Below are 16,989 nucleotides of genomic sequence, written 5' to 3'. Positions count from 1 at the left end.
CGCCCGGGGCCGACCGCCCGAAGGGGCCGACCGGCCGGGATCGGCCGGACGGTCCCCGGGCACGGTCGGTCCCCGGGCCGCGCCCGGCCGCCCCGGCGGTGCGGCGTGATCGGTCAGAGGTCCTGGGCCGGGCGTTGCAGCACCGTCACGCTCCGGTCGATCAGCGTCAGCCGGTCCCCGGCCTGGACCTTGGCTCCGGTGCCCGGCACCGGCCCCTCCGGGAGGGCGGTGTCGACCACCACCTGCCACTGCCGTCCGTGGTCGACGGGCACCACGAACTCCAGTGGTCTCGGCGAGGCGTTGAACATGAGCAGGAAGGAATCGTCGGCGATGTGCTCCCCGCGCGGGCCCGGCTCGGAGATCGCGTTGCCGTTGAGGAAGACGGACAGCGCGTGCGTCTGCGTCGCCCCCCAGTCCTGCTGGGTCATCTCGGTGCCCGCCGGGGTGAACCACGCGATGTCGGAGAGTTCGTCGTGCGTGCCCTGGACGGGACGGCCGTGGAAGAAGCGGCGGCGCCGGAAGACCGGATGGTCGCGGCGCAGCCACACCATCGCGCGCGTGAAGTCGAGCAGTTCGCCGCCGTCCTCGGGCCACGGCACCCAGGCCAGCTCGCTGTCCTGGCAGTACGCGTTGTTGTTGCCGCCCTGGGTGCGGGCGAACTCGTCGCCGTGACTGAGCATCGGCACACCCTGGGAGAGCATCAGCGTCGCGATGAAGTTGCGCTTCTGGCGGGCCCGCAGGGCGAGCACGCTCTCGTCGTCGGTCTCGCCCTCGGCCCCGCAGTTCCACGAGCGGTTGTGGCCCTCGCCGTCGCGGTTGTCCTCCCCGTTGGCCTGGTTGCGCTTGTCGTTGTAGGAGACGAGGTCGTTGAGGGTGAACCCGTCGTGGCAGGTGACGAAGTTGATGGAGGCGAGCGGGCGGCGGCCGTCGTCCTGGTAGAGGTCCGAGGAACCCGTCAGCCGGGAGGCGAACTCGGCGAGCGTGCGGGGCTCGCCGCGCCACAGGTCGCGCACGGTGTCGCGGTACTTGCCGTTCCACTCCGTCCACAGCGGCGGGAAGTTGCCCACCTGGTAGCCGCCCTCGCCGACGTCCCAGGGCTCGGCGATCAGCTTCACCTGGGAGACCACCGGGTCCTGCTGCACCAGGTCGAAGAAGGACGACAGCCGGTCCACCTCGTGGAACTGCCGGGCCAGGGTGGCCGCGAGGTCGAAGCGGAAACCGTCGACGTGCATCTCGGTGACCCAGTAGCGCAGCGAGTCCATGATCAGCTGGAGCACGTGCGGGGAGCGCATCAGGAGGGAGTTGCCGGTCCCCGTGGTGTCCATGTAGTAGCGGGGATCGTCCGCCAGACGGTAGTACGAGGCGTTGTCGAGGCCTCTGAAGGACAGCGTCGGGCCCAGGTGGTTGCCCTCGGCCGTGTGGTTGTAGACCACGTCCAGGATGACCTCGATGCCGGCCTCGTGCAGCGCCCGGACCGCCGACTTGAACTCCAGGACCTGCTGACCGCGGTCGCCCCAGGAGGCGTAGGTGTTGTGCGGGGCGAAGAAGCCGATGGTGTTGTAGCCCCAGTAGTTGTTGAGCCCCATCTCCACCAGACGGTGGTCGTTCACGAACTGGTGCACCGGCATCAGCTCCAGTGCCGTCACCCCCAGTTCCGTCAGGTGTTCGATGATCGCGGGGTGTGCGAGTGCCGCGTACGTGCCGCGCAGTTCGTCGGGCAGCGCCGGATGCTGCATCGTGAGGCCCTTCACGTGGGCCTCGTAGATCACGGTGTGGTGGTACTCGGTGCGCGGGCGCCGGTCGTCCCCCCAGTCGAAGTACGGGTTGACCACGACCGACGTCATGGTGTGCGGCGCCGAGTCCAGGTCGTTGCGCTTGTCGGGGGACCCGAAGGGATAGCCGTACACCTCCTCGCCCCAGGTGATCGAGCCACTTATCGCACGCGCGTACGGATCAAGCAGCAGTTTGGCGGAGTTGACGCGCTGTCCGCGCTCGGGCGCGTACGGCCCGTGCACCCGGAACCCGTACCGCTGTCCGGGCATGATCCCGGGCAGGTACGCGTGCCGTACGAACGCGTCGCTCTCGCGCAGTTCCACCGCCGTCTCCGAGCCGTCGTCGTGCAGCAGACACAGCTCGATCCGGTCGGCGGCCTCCGAGAAGACCGCGAAATTGGTACCGGCGCCGTCGTACGTGGCACCGAGTGGATATGCCTCACCAGGCCAGACCTGCATGGATACGACTCTCCCAGTAGTGCCGCGCCCCGGGGGGCGACTCCGAAGCGAGTCTCCCCGAAAGTGATGGAACCTCCTATGACTTACGTCCCTCTTACCCGCTGACCAGGCATACGTGGTGTGCCGAACCAGAGGTACTCAAGTCGCTCCTAGAGAAACAGGGGGAGTAGGGGGAAATGTGCGCAAGATAGTGCACCGCCATCTGGGAAAAGTGGTGGCGGGTGCGGCCATCGCGGTGGCCGGGACGGCCGTGATGGTCGGGATCACCCTGCCGGGCTCGGCGGGGGCCGACGACTCGGCCCGGGGCTCGGCCGGCGGAGCCGGTCCGCAGCAGGCGGCACCGGGACAGGAACAGGGACAGGCGGCCGTACGGCCCGGCGTCGTCGAGCAGGCTCCGGCGCAGGGCGACAAGGGCACCGGCCGTGACCCGCTGACCGACGACGAGACGGCACGGGCCGAACGGATGGCGGTGAACCGGCAGTTGTCCGGCTCCGCCGAGAACGTCGAGGGAGGCCGGGGCCCGCAGCGCATCGGTGTCGACCTCGCCGAGCCGGAGGAGAACGAACTCGACGACCCCGGGGCACCGCGCCGCGCGAACGTCACGTTCTACGACTACCGCGACGACACGCTCGTCACCAGGACCGTCAACCTCGACACCGGGAAGGTGGAGAGGACGGACACCCAGCACGGGACCCAGCCGCCGCTGGGCCGTGACGAGATGACCGAGGCGGCCAAGCTGCTCATCGCCGACCCGCTCGGCGCGGGCCTGCGGGCCGACTACAAGGACGCCACCGGCAAGGAACTCACCTCGCCCGACCAGCTCACGCTGAACAGCATGGTCTACCGGGCGACCCCGGGCGCCCAGCCCGGACTCCTCGCGAAGTGCGGCGAGCACCGCTGCGTGAGGCTCTTCCCGAAGGTCAGGAACGGGTCCTGGATCGACAGCCGTGACCTGGTGGTCGATCTGAGCGCCCGCAAGGTCGGCACGCTCGGCTGACGCCCGCGTCCGCCGCTCCGAGGCGGCGCCGCCTTCACCCTCACCCTGTCCAACTCCCAACTTCTGCATGCTTTCGCGAGGAGTCCCTTCGTCATGCGCGTGAACAGAATCAGCCGTGCCCGCAGCCGGTCGGCGGTGGGCCTTTCGGTGGCCGCGCTGGCCGTCGGCGCGACGACGGCCGCGGGTCCGGCCGTCGCCCAGCCGAAGTCCGCCCCGGCGGCCGCCAGTTGCAGCACGGCCTACAAGATCGAGCAGAAGCTCTCCACCGGCACCACCTGGCGCATGTGCTGGCACTACGAGAGCGAGGCCGGGCTCGTCCTGGAGAACATCTCGTACCAGCCCAAGGGCGAGGCCCAGCCGATCAAGGTCCTCACCAGCGCCAAGCTCGGCCAGATCCACGTCCCCTACGACGACGGCAAGGCCGAGTACGACGACCTCACGGGCGCCGGCTTCGGCCAGGGCCTGATGAAGATGGCGCCGGGAGAGTGCCCCGGCGGCACCATCAAGAACGTGAAGATCCCCAACGCCTGGGACCCGCAGCACCCGAACGTCAACGGCCTGTGCACCACGACCCGTTCGCGTGGTCACGCCTACCGCATGGAGGCCGACACCGGGAACAAGGTCTACCAGGCCCAGGGCAAGGACCTGCTGATCTACACCGTCAACAAGGTCGGCTGGTACGAGTACATCACCGAGTGGCGCTTCCAGGACGACGGCGCCGTCAGCATGAACATCGGTGCCACCGGAAGCCTCTCGCCCGGTGACTACGACGCGGGCGACGGCCGCGGCTGGCCCATCGGCAAGGGCGCGAAGGCGTACGCCACCAGCCACAGCCACAACGTGTTCTGGCGGCTCGACTTCGGCCTGGACGGCTCCTCCAAGAACAAGATCGAGCAGTACGACTCGGTGGTCAGCCCGCCCCGCAACGGCAACGAGGGCCCGACCAACAAGACCACCCGCACCAAGATCACCAAGGAACTCGCGGGCGACGCCAAGAACCAGCGCTGGTGGCGCGTGGTCAGCGCCACCGGCAAGAACAAGGACAACCACTCGCGCTCCTACGAGATCGTCCCGGGCGCGACCACCAAGTACCTCGGCCGCAGCTTCACCAAGCACGACCTGTACTTCACCGAGTACAAGAAGTGCGAGCAGTTCGCCAGCAACAACCTGCTCAACTGCGGAGCGGGAGCGGGCAAGTCCGTCGACAAGTACGTCAACGGACAGACCCTCACCCACCCCATCGTCTGGGTCAACGTGGGCTTCCACCACATCGCGCGCGACGAGGACCAGCAGCCCATGCCGGTCCACTGGCAGGGCTTCTCCATCGCTCCGCGTGACGTCACGGCTATGAATCCGCTCACTCCGCCGGAGCTGGCCGACCAGAACGGGCATGTGGAAAACGGTAGTTGAGAAACAGCCTGTCCATCGGGCTGCACCGCCCGCCGCTCCCGGAGTACCCTTCCTTGATCGTTGAGTGGGGCTGGCCCCACGGGAGAGCTCGGGGGAGCGGAAGGCGGTGCGCGGGTGGGCTCGGGAGGGCTGGAGTTGCCTCCTGGTGACGAGGGTCACGAGGGGAACTCCACAGATGTCCCACCCGGCGCGGTGTCCCTGGCACGGCCGATGGAGATGGGATCCATCGGACCGGAACTGGACTGGGGCGCCGACGCCTGGCGCGAGGTGCGTACGCGCGCCCAGCGGGCCGGGCGCGCCTACATCTGGCTGAACCTGGTCGAACAGCGGCTGCGCGCGGTCGTGGCCGCTGTTCTGCGCCCCATCTACGAACCCGTCCACGGGGACGACTGGGTGGTCGCCGCGGCCGGACCCGCCGGACAGGAGTGGGTGCAGCGCGCGGTCGCCGTGCGCGAGGTCAGCCGGCGAAAGGGCTATCTGCTCGACCCCGCCGACGACAACGTGCTCAGCTTCCTCACCCTGCCGCAGCTGCGCGAGCTGATGGTGCAGCACTGGCCGTGCTTCGAGCCGTACTTCGACGAGCGCCGGGACGTCGAACTCGCCCTGGACGAGCTGGAGGTCACCCGGAACGTGGTCTCCCGCAACCGGGCCCTGTCCGAGGCGGTGCTGGGCCAGGCCGAGCGGGCCGCCGCGAAGCTCCTGGCGATACTCGGCGCAGGCAGCGACACGCCCTCCGCGCGGCGGCTGCCCGTGGACGCCGTCGAGGACCTGGTCGGCGACCGGTACGCGGACGTGGTCGGAGTCCACTCCGACCGGGTGAGGCTGCTGCGGCAGTTCCCCGCGGAGGACCTGTTCGGCGGAGCGCGCCGCCTCGACGCCATCGGCATCGGCCTGAACCTGCTGGTGCAGAACTTCTCCGGGCGGCGGCTGGTGCGGCTCGCCGAGTCCGGCTGCCGGGTCAGGCTGCTGTTCCTCAACCCGGCCTCCAGCGCGGTCAAGCGCCGCGAGCGCGAACTCGCCATCAAGCGGGGCGAGCTGAGCCGGGCGGTCGAGATGAACATCCTGCACATGCGCAGGGTGCGGGCCCGGCTGCGGGATCCGGGCGCCTTCGAGATCCAGGTCTACGACGAGACGCCGCGCTTCACGGCGTATCTCGTCGACGGGGACGGCTCCGACGGCATCGCGGTCGTGCAGTCGTATCTGCGTCGCGCACGCGGCATGGAGGCACCGGTCCTGGTGCTGCGCGGCGGGGGCCGAGTGGTCAAACCGGATGAGATCGGCGAAGAGGGACTCTTCCCGACATACCGTGAGGAGTTCGAAGTGGCCTGGGCCGATTCGCGGCCGGTGTCCTGAGGTGTCGCCCTCCCCCGGAAGCGGAACGCGGTCCTCGGGTTGTCAGTGGGCCGTGCGATCGTGGGGACCACTGGGGGAAAGCACCACGAAGAAGGGGGGCCACCGATGGGCTGGCACCAGGAGCTGCTGATCGGCTTCGACCTGGAGACGACCGGGACCGATCCGCGCGAGGCGCGCATCGTCACGGGTGCCGTGATCGAGGTCAGGGGCGGAGAACCGCTGGGACGCAGGGAGTGGCTGGCCGATCCGGGCGTGCGGATCCCGGCGGACGCGGTCGCGGTGCACGGGATCTCGAACGAGCGCGCGACCGCGGAGGGCCGCCCCGCCGACCAGGTCGCCGACGCGATCGCGGAGGTCCTCGTCGGGTACTGGAAGACGGGCGTCCCGGTGGTCGCGTACAACGCCGCCTTCGACCTGACCCTGCTCTCCGCCGAACTGCGCAGGCACGGACTGCCCTCGCTGCGCGAGCGGCTCGGCGGGAGCGACCCCGCCCCGGTCATCGACCCGTACACGATCGACCGCTCCGTCGACCGCTACCGCCGGGGCAAGCGCAACCTCGAAGCGGTCTGCACGGAGTACGGGGTGGAGTTGCGCGCGGCCCACGACGCCTCGGCCGACGCCCTCGCCGCGGCCCGGCTCGCCGGGGCGATAGCCGGCCGCCACCCGAAGGTCGCGGCCCTCGGCCCGGCGGAGCTGCACCGCCGCCAGATCGAGTGGTACGCCGAATGGGCGGCGGACTTCCAGAGCTTCCTGCGCCGCAAGGGCGACGCGGACGCGGTGGTCGACGGCACGTGGCCCCTCCGGGACCTGGCCGACGAGCGAGTCTGACGACCCGCCCGGGGCGGGGACCCGCGGTGCTCGACAGGGGGTCGGCTGAGGCGGGGTGCCAATCCGCGCCCGGGACCCGCGGTGCCCGGCACGCATGCCGGCTCAGGCGGGCCTGAGGGCCCGGGGTCGGGAGCTGCGGTGCTCGGCGCGGGTGGCATCTTTGGTGGGCCGGAGGGCCGGAGTGGGGTGTCTGCGGTGCTCGGCAAGGGTGTGGGCTCAGGCGGGCCTGAGGGCCCGGGGTCGGGAGCCGCGGTGCTCGGTACCGGTGGCAACTCGGGCGGGCAGGACGGCAGGGACGCAACCCGTTGTTCTCGGCACGGGTGTGGGGTCAGGCCGGCCGGGAGGCCCGGACCCGGGACCCGCCGGTCAGTACTGGTGGTGACTCGGGCAGGCGGGACGGCCGGAACACAGGGACCCGCGGCACTTGGCGCGGGCCCCGGTTCAGACGGGCCGGGAGGCCCGAGCGGGGACCCGCCGAGTTCGGAACGGGGTGCGACTCCGGCGGGACCGCCCGGACAGGAACCCGCGGTGCTCGGCACGGGTGCCGGCCCGGGTACGCCGGGCCGAGTGGGCTACCACCGGTTCAGAACGGATACCACCGCACCGATTCGTCCCCGTCCCGCAGCGACGCCACCCGCCGCTCGAACTCGGCCAGTGCCTTGGGGTTGGCCGGCGCGTGCTGAGCCACCCACGCGCAGCTTGCGGTCTCCCGCGCACCCCGCAGCACGGAACAGCCCTCCCAGCCGCGCACGTCCCAACCGTAGCCCCGGGTGAAGGAGTCGTACGCGTCGGCGGGCAGCCCGTAGCGGTCCCGGGAGAGCGCCATGACCACCAGATCGTGCTCGCGCAGATCGGCGGAGAAGGTCTCCAGATCGACCAGGACCGGGCCGTCGGGACCGACATGGACGTTGCGGGGCAGCGCGTCCCCGTGGATCGGGCCCGGGGGCAGGTGCGGTGTCAGCGCGGCGGCGGCGGCCGCGAAGCCGTCGCGCCGGGCGCGCAAATAGGACGCGTCCCGCGGGTCGATCGCCTCACCCGCGAGACGCAGCCAGCGCTCCACACCGCCCAGCAACTCGCGGGGCGGCAGGGAGAAGGGGGGCGAGGGCAGCGCGTGCACCACCCGGAGCAGTTCGGCCAGATCGCGCGGTTCGGCCGGGCGTACGGGGGCGGGCAGCCGGTGCCACACCGTCACCGGGTGACCGTCCACCAGCAGCGCCTCGGCCTCGGCCGCCCGCACCGCGGGAACGCCCGCCTCGGCGAGCCAGCCCGCGACGGCCAGCTCCCGCCGGGCGCGGTCGAGGAGTTCGGCGTCCCGCCCCACCTTGACCACCAGGTCACCGGCGGCGAACACCGCGTTCTCACCCAGCGCGAGAAGGGCGGCCTCCCCGGCCGCCGGCCCCGGCAGTACGCCCGCCGCGGCCAGTACGTCCCGCGCCCGTGCCTCGTCCATCCGTCGCCTCCGTCTCCTCGCGCGGTGCCCGCGCGGTCCTCGCGTCCGCGTGGCGCGGTCCGCACAGGTCCCTCGCGCACGGCGTCGCGTTCACGCCATCCGCCGCCAGTCTCGCATTCGCACAGGTCGGGCCGTGTGCACGGTGTCTTGACGGTGCCCGCCGCCTTCACGACCATGACGGGGGCCGCCGGGACGGCCGGATCCGCACGACCGCCCGAAGGAGCCGTGTCCATGACCTTGGCGAGCGCGACGAGCCGACCGGCCGGGCACACGTACCGCCGGGGCGGGGACCGGCGTCCCCTCGGCCACGGAGCCTGGTTCCTGGTGCTGCCCGCGCTCATCCCGATCCTGGTGCTCAGCGTCGGACCGCTGCTCTACGGGATCGCGCTGGCGTTCACCGACTCCCAGTCGGGCCGCACCGCCCCCACCCGGTGGATCGGGAGCCTCAACTTCCAGGACCTGCTGCACGACACCCTGTTCTGGGACTCGTTCCGGATCGGTCTGCTGTGGGCGGTCGGGGTGACCGTGCCGCAGTTCCTCCTCGCGCTCGGACTCGCCCTCCTGCTCAACCAGGAGCTCCGCTTCCGCCGGCTCGCCCGCGCCCTGGCGATCGTCCCGTGGGCCATGCCCGAAGTGGTCGTCGGCATCATCTGGCGGCTCGTCTACAACCCCGACGCGGGCGTCCTCAACCAGACGCTGCGCGACGTCGGCCTCGGCGACGGCCGCGACTGGCTCAGCGGCCTCGGCACCGCGCTGCCCGCGGTGATCGTCGTCGGTGTCTGGGCGGGCATGCCGCAGACCACGGTCGCGCTGCTCGCCGGACTTCAGAACACCCCGCGCGAACTCCACGAGGCGGCCGCGGTGGACGGCGCGAGTGCCTGGCGCCGCTTCCTGACCGTCACCTGGCCCGCCCTGAGACCGGTCGCGCTCGCCATCACGGCGCTCAACCTGATCTGGAACTTCAACTCCTTCGCCCTGGTCTATGTGCTGACCAACGGCGGCCCCGGCGGCCGTACCCGGCTGCCGATGCTCTTCGCGTACGAAGAGGCCTTCCGTTACGGGCAGTTCGGCTACGCGGCGGCGATGGGCTGTGTGCTGGTCGCCGCGATCTCGGTGATCCTCGCGATCCGGCTGGCGGTCCGGCTGGGCGGAGGTGAGGACGCGTGAGGACCCGCGGAGCGGCCCGCGCGGGCCAGTACCTCGCGCTGCTGGGCTACCTCGTCTTCCTGGGCTTCCCCTTCCTGTGGCTGATCTCCACCGCCTTCAAACCGGCCCGCGAGCTGGCCGGCCTCCACCCCACCTGGATCCCCCGGCACCCCACCCTCGACAACTTCCGGCAGGCCTTCGACGAGCAGCCCCTGCTGCACGCCGCGCTCAACTCCCTGCTCGCCGCGCTCGGCGCGGCGGTGATCGCCGTACTGGTCGCGACCCCGATGGCCTACGTCATGGCGCGCCGGCGTACCGCGCTCGCGAGGGCCGCCACCGGCTGGGTCGTGGTCAGCCAGGCGTTCCCGTTCGTCCTCGTGATCATCCCGCTCTTCCTGATCCTCAAGAACCTCCACCTGATCGACTCCCGCGCCGGGCTGATCATGGTGTACGTCGTGTGGGCGCTGCCGTTCGCGCTGTGGATGCTGGTGGGCCACGTACGGGCGGTGCCCACCGAACTGGAGGAGGCCGCCGCGGTCGACGGGGCGGGGCGGGTGCGCACCCTGGTCTCCGTCACCGCGCCGCTGCTCGCGCCCGGCATCGTGGCCACGGCGCTGTTCGCCTTCGTCAGCGCGTGGAACGAGTTCTTCTTCGCGCTCGTGCTGCTCAAGACGCCGCAGAAACAGACGCTGCCGGTCGTCCTGACGCACTTCATCGGGGCGGAGGGGGTCGCGGACCTCGGCCCGCTCGCCGCCGCGTCGTTCCTCGCGACCCTGCCGTCGCTGGTCGTCTTCGCGGTCATCCAGAAGCGGATCACGGGCGGCATGTTCGCCGGGGCGGTGAAGAGCTGATGGGGGCGAGGGGGTTGTCGCGGACGAGACCGCTGGTCCTCCTGGCCGTCCTCGGCCTGTTGCTCGCCTCGTGCACGGACGGCGGGGGCGGACCGCGCGGAGTGATCACCCTCCGGTTCCAGTCGCTCGCCTGGCAACAGGAGTCCGTCGCCGCCAACAAGGAGCTGGTGAAGGAGTGGAATGCCGACCATCCGGACGTCAAGGTCGAGTACGTGCAGGGGAGTTGGGACAGCGTCCACGATCAGCTGCTCACCTCCTTCGAGGGCGGTGAGGCACCGGACATCATCCACGACGCCTCGGACGACCTCGCGGACTTCGCGTACGGCGGCTATCTCGCGGATCTGCGCGGTCTGCTGTCCGATCGGCTCACGTCCGACATCCCGCGGCGGAGCTGGGAGGCGGCGACCTTCGGGGGAGGGGTCTACGGCGTGCCGTTCCTCCAGGAGCCGCGCGTCCTGATCGCCGACGCCGAGCGGCTGAAGAAGTCGGGCGTCCGCGTCCCGACCCCCGAAAGGCCCTGGAGCTGGGGCGAGTTCCGCACGATCGTGAAGCGGCTGAGCGGCAAGGGCACCTACGGTGTGGCCTGGCCGCTCAAGGAGCCGGTCTCCGCGACGCTCAACCTCTCCCTCTCCGCGGGTGGCCGGCTGTTCCACCGGGGCCCGGACGGCAAGGTGACCGTGCGCTTCGACGAGGCCGACGCCGTGGTCCCGAGGACCGTGCACGACGAGGTGAACACGGACGGGAGCGCGTCGGGAGCGACGCTCGGCATGGGCGGCTCGGACACACTGCCCGGGTTCTTCGGCGGCAGGTACGCGATGGTGCCGCTCGGGTTCTCCTACCGTCAGCAGATCGCGCAGCAGGCGCCGAAGGGCTTCCGCTGGCAGGTGCTGCCCGCCCCGGCCGGCGCGGACGGCCTCACCCAGGGGGTGAGCCCGCAGACCCTGTCCGTCGCGGCGGACAGCCCGCACAAGAAGGAGGCCGCCGCGTTCGTCGACTTCCTGCTCCGGCCGAAGAACATGGTCCGGCTCGCGCTCGGGGACTGGATGCTGCCCACGGGGACGCGGGCCCTGGAGGACCCGGCCCTGCACACCGCCGAGAACGGCTGGGCGACGGGCACCGCCCTCGCCTCCCACCTGGTCCCGGCGCCCGCCCAGTCCGTGCGCGGCTATCCCGAGTGGAAGGACAAGGTCGCGACGCCCGCCTTCCAGGAGTACTACAGCGGAGCGATCGGCCTGGCGGCGCTCCGCAGACGGCTGGTCAGGGACGGAAACCTGGTGCTGGCCCGCTACCAGCGCTGAGCGACCGGCCGGAACCGGGCGGCAGGGGCGTACGGGATTGAGGTTGCACGAGACGTATCGTCTCGCCTACGGTCGAGGCATGACCGACCGACGCGCCCACATCGCCATGTTCTCCATCGCCGCCCACGGGCACGTGAACCCGAGCATCGAAGTGATCCGGGAGCTCGTGGCACGCGGGCACCGGGTCACGTACGCGGTGCCGCCCGCCTTCGCCGAACAGGTCGCCGCGACGGGGGCGGAGCCCAGGACATGGCATTCGACGCTGCCGACCGACGACGACCCGGACGCGTGGGGGACCGAGACGATCGACCACGTCGAACCGTTCCTGACGGACGCCCTACAGGCCGAGCCCCAGCTCGCGGCCGCGTACGAGGGGGACGAGCCGGACCTCGTGCTGTACGACATCACGGCCTACCCGGCCCGGGTCCTCGCCCACCGCTGGGGGGTCCCGATCGTGCAGCTGTCCCCGAGCATGGTCGCCTGGGAGGGGTACGAGGAGGAGGTCGGCAGAGCGGTCTTCGAACCGCTCAAGCGGACGCCGCGCGGCCGGGCCTTCTACGAGACCTTCGCCCGCTGGATCGCGGTAAACGGCATGGACCTGAGCGTCGAGGACTTCATGGGCCGCCCCGACCGCTGCCTCGTCCTCATCCCCCGCGCCCTCCAGCCGAACGCCGACCGTGTCGACGAGGGGCGGTACACCTTCGTCGGCGGCTGCCAGGGCGACCGTGCCGCCCAGGGGGACTGGCGGCGGCCCGCGGACGCCGGGAAGGTGCTGCTCGTCTCCCTGGGCTCCAGCTTCACCAAGCAGCCCGGTTTCTACCGCGAGTGCGTGAAGGCCTTCGGGGATCTGCCGGGCTGGCACGTCGTGCTCCAGATCGGCAGATTCGTCGACCCGGCCGAACTGGGTGACGTACCGGGCAACGTGGAAGTGCGCCCATGGGTACCCCAGTTGGCCGTCCTGCGCCAGGCCGACGCCTTCATCACGCACGCCGGTGCGGGCGGCAGCCAGGAAGGCCTGGCCACCGGCACGCCGATGGTCGCCGTACCGCAGGCCGTCGACCAGTTCGGCAACGCCGACATGCTCCAGGCGCTCGGAGTCGCCCGCCATGTACCGATGGCGGAGGCGACGGCCGGCACGCTGCGCGAGGCGGTCCTCGGCCTCGTCGCGGACCCCGAGGTGGCGCGCCGGCTGCGGGACATCCGCGAAGAGATGGCGAAGGAGGGCGGAACACAGCGGGCGGCCGACCTCATCGAGGCCGAACTGCCCACGTCCGCACGGGACTGAGGAGTCCCGCACCGGACGCGTACCGGTGTGCGGGGGCGGCGTCGGTCCGGGGCGCCCCCGCACCAACCCCCGGTCGGCCGCGCCGGCAACGGCGGGACAGCCCTCAGCCGATGAGCGTCGTCTTCGGGCGGACCACGCAGAACTCGTTGCCCTCCGGATCGCACAGCACGGTCCACGACTCATCGCCGCTCTGCCCGACGTCCGCCCTGCGCGCGCCGAGCGCGAGGATGCGTTCGATCTCGGCCTCCCGGTCCTCCGCGGCGGACGTCAGATCGAGATGCAGACGGTTCTTCGTGACCTTACGGTTCGACACCGGCATGAAGCAGAGGCCGACCGGTGCGGTTTCGTCCGGTCCGATCACGACCTCGCGCTCCCGTTCGGAAAGGATCCGCCAGCCCAGCACCTCGGCCCAGAACCGGGACAGCGCGGGCAGGTCATGGGCGTCGATGACGATGTGATGCAGCGAGACAGGCATGTCCGCCAGTGTGCCCGTGACCGCCGACGTCCTCCACGGCGCGAGGCGCGTGCCGCACTGACCGTGTGCCGCACGGTCCGCGCGGATCGCCCCCGGCCGCCCGTGCGTTCGGGGCCGCCCACCGCGAAGGGCCCGTCGGTCCCTCCCCGGTGGGGACCGACGGGCCCTGTCGCGGGCGGAGTTACACCCCGGCCCGCTCGTCCTGCCGGGCGGCCGGCAGCACGGCCTCCGGCGACTCGTCGTGGGTGAGGTCCGGCAGGCGGTTCAGCCACTTCGGGAAGTACCAGTTGCGCTCGCCGAGCAGTGCCATCACGGCCGGCAGCAGCACCCCGCGGATGATCGTCGCGTCGATGAGCACCGCGGCCGCGAGGCCCACGCCCATCTGCTTCATGGACTGCATGGACAGTGTTCCGAAGATCGCGAAGACGGCGACCATGATGACGGCGGCGCTGGTGACGACACCGGCCGTGGTGACCACCCCGTGCCGGATCGCGTCCTTGGTGTCACGCCCCCGCATACGCGCCTCACGGATCCGCGAGACCACGAACACGTGGTAGTCCATCGAGAGCCCGAAGAGGATCACGAAGAGGAACAGCGGCAGCCAGGTGACGATGGCGCCCACCCCCTCCGCGCCCACCAGCGAGGCACCCCAGCCGTGCTGGAAGACGGCCACGAGGATGCCGTAGGCGGCCGCGACCGACAGGAGGTTGAGCACGATCGAGGTGATCGCGATCGTCAGCGAGCGGAACGAGAGCAGCATCAGCAGGAAGGCGAAGACGACCACGAACGCGAAGACCGGGGTCACCGAGCCCACCAACTGGTCGTTGAAGTCGCGTGATCCGGCGACCTGTCCGGTGATCGGCGCCTGGACCCCGTCCACCTTGCCGAGGGTGGCGGGCCGCACCGTGTCGCGCAGCAGCGTCAGGCTCTTCTCCGCCTTGTCCTGGTCGGAGCCGCCCACGAGCGGGACGTAGACGAAGGCGACGTTCTGCGCCGCGTGCACCTTGATGTCGACCGGGCCGCGCGAGGCACCCGAGGAGATCGCCCGGGTACGGAAGTCGGCGAGTGCGGACCGCACGTCGGCGGCGTTGATGTCGTGCGCCTTGACGACCACCTCGGCCGGCTCGGAACCGCCCGGGAAGGCGTCGTTGACCCGGTTGTACGTCCCCACGATCGGCAGCGAGTTCCCGAACTCCTTGTCCAGCGTGAGCTGCTGGGTCTTCATGCCGAGGGCGGGGGAGGCGATGGCGAGCAGCACCCCGGCCGCCACGACCAGGGAGAGGCCGGGCCTGACGAGTACGACCCGCAGCACGGCACCCCAGAAGCGGCTGCCCTCCTGCTCCGGCCCGCGGTCGCCCCGGCGGCCGCCGCCCCGCTTGTCCGGGTGCAGGAACGGGATGCGGCCCTTCTCCACCCGCTCCCCGAGCAGCGACAGCAGCGCGGGCAGCACGGTGACCGAGCCGACCATGGCGACCGCCACGACCATCAGCGAGGCAAGGCCCATCGCCTCGAACTCGGCGAGTCCGGTGAAGAGCATGCCGGCCATCGCCACGCAGACCGTGACACCGGAGACGACGATGGCCCGGCCGCTGGTCGCGGCGGCGATCCGCAGCGCGGTCTGCGCGTCCCGGCCGGCCTCGCGCTCCTCGCGCTCACGGCGCAGATAGAACAGGCAGTAGTCGACCCCGACGGCCAGACCCACCAGCAGCATCACGGAGTTGGCGGTGTCACTCATCGGCTGAAGATGACTGACGATGCCCATCAGGCCCATCGTCGCCACGATCGCGGTGACCGCGAGCGCCACCGGGAGCAGCGCCGCCACCAGCGCGCCGAAGGCGATCAGCAGGATGCCGAGAGCGACGGGCACGGCGGAGAGCTCGGCCTTCTGGAAGTCGTCGCCGAACGCGTCGTCGAAGGTCTTCTGCATGCTGGCGCCGCCGATCTCCTCGATCCGCAGCCCGGCGTGCTCCTTCTGCACCCCCTTGACGGCGTCCAGCACCGGCGCGACGCGATCTCCCGCGGTCTCCGAGTCGCCCCGCATGTCGAACTGCACGAGGGCGCTGCGGCCGTCCTTGGAGATCGTCTTCGTGTCGTAGGGCGAGGTCACGCCGGTGACCTTGCCGGTCGCGCCGACGGCCTCGACGACGGCGGTGACAGCGCTGCGGAACTCGGCGTCCGTGGAGGTGACGTTCCCGTCCTTCGCCTGGATCAGGACGCTCTCACTGGAGGGTTCCTTGATCCCCGAGTCCTCGATGATCTTCGCGGCGGTGTGGGTCTCGCCCTTGAGCTGATCGCTCTCGTTGACGTCCACGCGGCCCGCCGCCGAGCCGAGCCCCATCGCCAGCACGACGAACAGCACCCAGATTCCGACGGCGGCCCATCGGTGCCGGGCGCTCCAGCCGCCTGCCCGCGCGGCGATGCCCCGCACCCGTATGTCTCCGTTCCCCATGACGGGCCAGCCCCTTTGTGCGCGGTGACAGCCCCCTGCCGTCACCTTTCGTTATGAAGGTATGGCCCGGACGGGACCGTCTCCTCGTACTGCCCGGTGAACCGTCCGGCCCCCGGCTCCTCCCCGCGGACCCCGCCGTCTCCGCACTGGGGAGGATAGAAGCCCCTTACATACAGGGAGGGTTCTCGGGGATACGGGTCAGGGTGCGGGTGTTGGTGCGGATGCGCGGGACGGCCGCCCTATGGTGAACGGATGACGACGACGTACGCGGCACTGCTGCGCGGGATCAACGTGGGCGGCAGCAAGAAGGTGCCCATGGCCGAGCTCCGTACCCTCCTGGAGGGGCTCGGCCACGGTCGCGTGGGCACCTATCTCCAGAGCGGCAACGCCTTCTTCTCCTCCGACCGGGGTGACGAGGACTCCCTCGCGGCCGAGTTGACCGACGCCGTCGAGAAGCGGTTCGGCTTCACCGTCGAGGTGCTGGTCCGCGACCACGCCTACCTGAGGGCGGTACGGGAGGCGTGCCCGTTCCCGGCCGCCGAGCTGGAGGCCAAGCAGGTGCACGTCACCTACTTCTCCACCCCGGTCGACCCCGGACGTTTCGCGTCGGTCGACCCGGCGGGCTTCCTGCCGGAGGAGTTCCGGCTCGGCGACCGCGTCCTGTACCTGTACGCCCCCGACGGTCTCGGACGCTCCAAGCTGGCCGAGGCGCTGGCCAGGCCCAGGCTCCTCAAGGGCGTCACCGCCACCTCCCGCAACTGGAACACCGTCGTCAAACTTGAGGAGCTGACAGGTGCCTGACCACAATCCCGCCGTGGAGGCGGCCATCGAGGGCGAGCTGAGCCTGCTCGACGCGGAGGTCCGCCGCTCGCCGGAGCGGCTGGGAGCCCTGCTGCACCCCGGCTTCCGCGAGTTCGGGTCCTCGGGCCGGCTGTGGGACCGCGCCTCGATCCTCGTGCATCTGACCTCGGCGCCGGGGCCCGGGTCACGGCCCATCACCGCCTCCCGCATGAAGGGGGTCCAGCTGGCACCGGATCTGGTCCACGTCACCTTCGACACGGAGGGGGACGACGGGCGCCAGGTGCACCGGAGTTCGCTGTGGTGGCGGACGGCCGACGGCTGGCGGCTCTACTTCCACCAGGGCACGCCGTTCAGCGCGGAGCCCTCGGACCCAGAGTGACCCTCCCTACGCCGGCGTAGGTGGTGTACGAGACGA

At 71.0% G+C, this 16,989-nt stretch carries 14 protein-coding genes; 10 read left to right on the top strand and 4 right to left on the bottom strand.

Annotated elements, in window-relative coordinates:
* Positions 1 to 113 precede the first annotated feature (113 nt).
* Positions 114 to 2,231 carry a glycogen debranching protein GlgX gene (gene glgX, locus ACFV2J_RS11395; protein ID WP_385082525.1) on the bottom strand — a complete coding sequence of 706 codons (2,118 nt, stop codon included), beginning with the start codon at positions 2,229 to 2,231 and terminating at the stop codon, positions 114 to 116.
* A 178-nt stretch (positions 2,232 to 2,409) separates the two neighbouring features.
* Between glgX and ACFV2J_RS11390 the strand changes: the two genes are divergently transcribed.
* From ACFV2J_RS11390 to ACFV2J_RS11375, 4 genes are all read left to right on the top strand, one after another.
* Positions 2,410 to 3,228 (top strand): Tat pathway signal sequence domain protein, encoded by an 819-nt coding sequence (locus ACFV2J_RS11390; protein ID WP_385082526.1) that lies wholly within the window; start codon positions 2,410 to 2,412, stop codon positions 3,226 to 3,228.
* 93 nt (positions 3,229 to 3,321) lie between these two features.
* Positions 3,322 to 4,638 carry a copper amine oxidase gene (locus tag ACFV2J_RS11385; protein WP_385082528.1) on the top strand — a complete coding sequence of 439 codons (1,317 nt, stop codon included), beginning with the start codon at positions 3,322 to 3,324 and terminating at the stop codon, positions 4,636 to 4,638.
* A 114-nt stretch (positions 4,639 to 4,752) separates the two neighbouring features.
* Positions 4,753 to 5,991, top strand: coding sequence for an SAV2148 family HEPN domain-containing protein (locus ACFV2J_RS11380; protein ID WP_385082529.1), 1,239 nt, complete (start codon positions 4,753 to 4,755; stop codon positions 5,989 to 5,991).
* Positions 5,992 to 6,096: 105 nt separating this feature from the next.
* Positions 6,097 to 6,819: a 3'-5' exonuclease gene (locus ACFV2J_RS11375; RefSeq protein WP_385082532.1), complete on the top strand. Its 723-nt coding sequence runs from the start codon at positions 6,097 to 6,099 to the stop codon at positions 6,817 to 6,819.
* A 583-nt stretch (positions 6,820 to 7,402) separates the two neighbouring features.
* Here ACFV2J_RS11375 and ACFV2J_RS11370 read toward each other — a convergent pair.
* Positions 7,403 to 8,269 carry a phosphotransferase gene (locus tag ACFV2J_RS11370; protein WP_385082534.1) on the bottom strand — a complete coding sequence of 289 codons (867 nt, stop codon included), beginning with the start codon at positions 8,267 to 8,269 and terminating at the stop codon, positions 7,403 to 7,405.
* A gap of 231 nt (positions 8,270 to 8,500) precedes the next feature.
* On the opposite strand from ACFV2J_RS11370, the gene ACFV2J_RS11365 reads away from it, so the two are divergent.
* From ACFV2J_RS11365 to mgt, 4 genes are all read left to right on the top strand, one after another.
* Entirely contained in the window at positions 8,501 to 9,436 is a 936-nt protein-coding gene (locus ACFV2J_RS11365; protein WP_385082535.1) for a carbohydrate ABC transporter permease, read from the top strand.
* Positions 9,433 to 10,266 carry a carbohydrate ABC transporter permease gene (locus ACFV2J_RS11360; protein ID WP_385082537.1) on the top strand — a complete coding sequence of 278 codons (834 nt, stop codon included), beginning with the start codon at positions 9,433 to 9,435 and terminating at the stop codon, positions 10,264 to 10,266. The genes ACFV2J_RS11365 and ACFV2J_RS11360 overlap by 4 nt, the downstream gene beginning before the upstream one ends.
* Positions 10,266 to 11,564 carry an ABC transporter substrate-binding protein gene (locus ACFV2J_RS11355; protein WP_385082538.1) on the top strand — a complete coding sequence of 433 codons (1,299 nt, stop codon included), beginning with the start codon at positions 10,266 to 10,268 and terminating at the stop codon, positions 11,562 to 11,564. The genes ACFV2J_RS11360 and ACFV2J_RS11355 overlap by 1 nt, the downstream gene beginning before the upstream one ends.
* A 79-nt stretch (positions 11,565 to 11,643) precedes the next feature.
* Entirely contained in the window at positions 11,644 to 12,849 is a 1,206-nt protein-coding gene (gene mgt / locus ACFV2J_RS11350) for a macrolide-inactivating glycosyltransferase (RefSeq protein ID WP_385082539.1), read from the top strand.
* 103 nt (positions 12,850 to 12,952) lie between these two features.
* Here the strand turns inward: mgt and ACFV2J_RS11345 are convergent, their stop codons facing one another.
* Positions 12,953 to 13,324: a VOC family protein gene (locus tag ACFV2J_RS11345; protein ID WP_385082540.1), complete on the bottom strand. Its 372-nt coding sequence runs from the start codon at positions 13,322 to 13,324 to the stop codon at positions 12,953 to 12,955.
* A 181-nt stretch (positions 13,325 to 13,505) separates the two neighbouring features.
* A complete protein-coding gene (locus ACFV2J_RS11340) occupies positions 13,506 to 15,773 on the bottom strand; it encodes an MMPL family transporter (RefSeq protein ID WP_385082542.1) in 2,268 nt (755 codons plus the stop codon).
* 252 nt (positions 15,774 to 16,025) lie between these two features.
* Between ACFV2J_RS11340 and ACFV2J_RS11335 the strand changes: the two genes are divergently transcribed.
* Positions 16,026 to 16,574, top strand: coding sequence for a DUF1697 domain-containing protein (locus ACFV2J_RS11335; RefSeq protein WP_385082543.1), 549 nt, complete (start codon positions 16,026 to 16,028; stop codon positions 16,572 to 16,574).
* A complete protein-coding gene (locus ACFV2J_RS11330) occupies positions 16,567 to 16,953 on the top strand; it encodes a DUF4440 domain-containing protein (RefSeq protein WP_385082544.1) in 387 nt (128 codons plus the stop codon). Before ACFV2J_RS11335 ends, ACFV2J_RS11330 begins: the two co-directional genes overlap by 8 nt.
* Positions 16,954 to 16,989 lie beyond the last annotated feature (36 nt).

Source organism: Streptomyces sp. NPDC059668 (assembly GCF_042734135.1).
Lineage (GTDB): Bacteria > Actinomycetota > Actinomycetes > Streptomycetales > Streptomycetaceae > Streptomyces.
Note: the sequence above shows the minus strand (reverse complement) of the source record. Positions and strands in the feature narration are given on the sequence as shown.

Excerpts from the sequence above, each read along its gene's own strand:
- ACFV2J_RS11355 (WP_385082538.1), top strand. The coding sequence starts at position 10,266 with ATGGGGGCGAGGGGGTTGTCGCGGACGAGACCGCTGGTCCTCCTGGCC.
- ACFV2J_RS11385 (WP_385082528.1), top strand. The coding sequence starts at position 3,322 with ATGCGCGTGAACAGAATCAGCCGTGCCCGCAGCCGGTCGGCGGTGGGC.
- ACFV2J_RS11345 (WP_385082540.1), bottom strand. The coding sequence starts at position 13,324 with ATGCCTGTCTCGCTGCATCACATCGTCATCGACGCCCATGACCTGCCC.
- mgt (WP_385082539.1), top strand. The coding sequence starts at position 11,644 with ATGACCGACCGACGCGCCCACATCGCCATGTTCTCCATCGCCGCCCAC.
- ACFV2J_RS11340 (WP_385082542.1), bottom strand. The coding sequence starts at position 15,773 with ATGGGGAACGGAGACATACGGGTGCGGGGCATCGCCGCGCGGGCAGGC.
- ACFV2J_RS11335 (WP_385082543.1), top strand. The coding sequence starts at position 16,026 with ATGACGACGACGTACGCGGCACTGCTGCGCGGGATCAACGTGGGCGGC.
- ACFV2J_RS11370 (WP_385082534.1), bottom strand. The coding sequence starts at position 8,269 with ATGGACGAGGCACGGGCGCGGGACGTACTGGCCGCGGCGGGCGTACTG.
- ACFV2J_RS11375 (WP_385082532.1), top strand. The coding sequence starts at position 6,097 with ATGGGCTGGCACCAGGAGCTGCTGATCGGCTTCGACCTGGAGACGACC.
- ACFV2J_RS11365 (WP_385082535.1), top strand. The coding sequence starts at position 8,501 with ATGACCTTGGCGAGCGCGACGAGCCGACCGGCCGGGCACACGTACCGC.
- glgX (WP_385082525.1), bottom strand. The coding sequence starts at position 2,231 with ATGCAGGTCTGGCCTGGTGAGGCATATCCACTCGGTGCCACGTACGAC.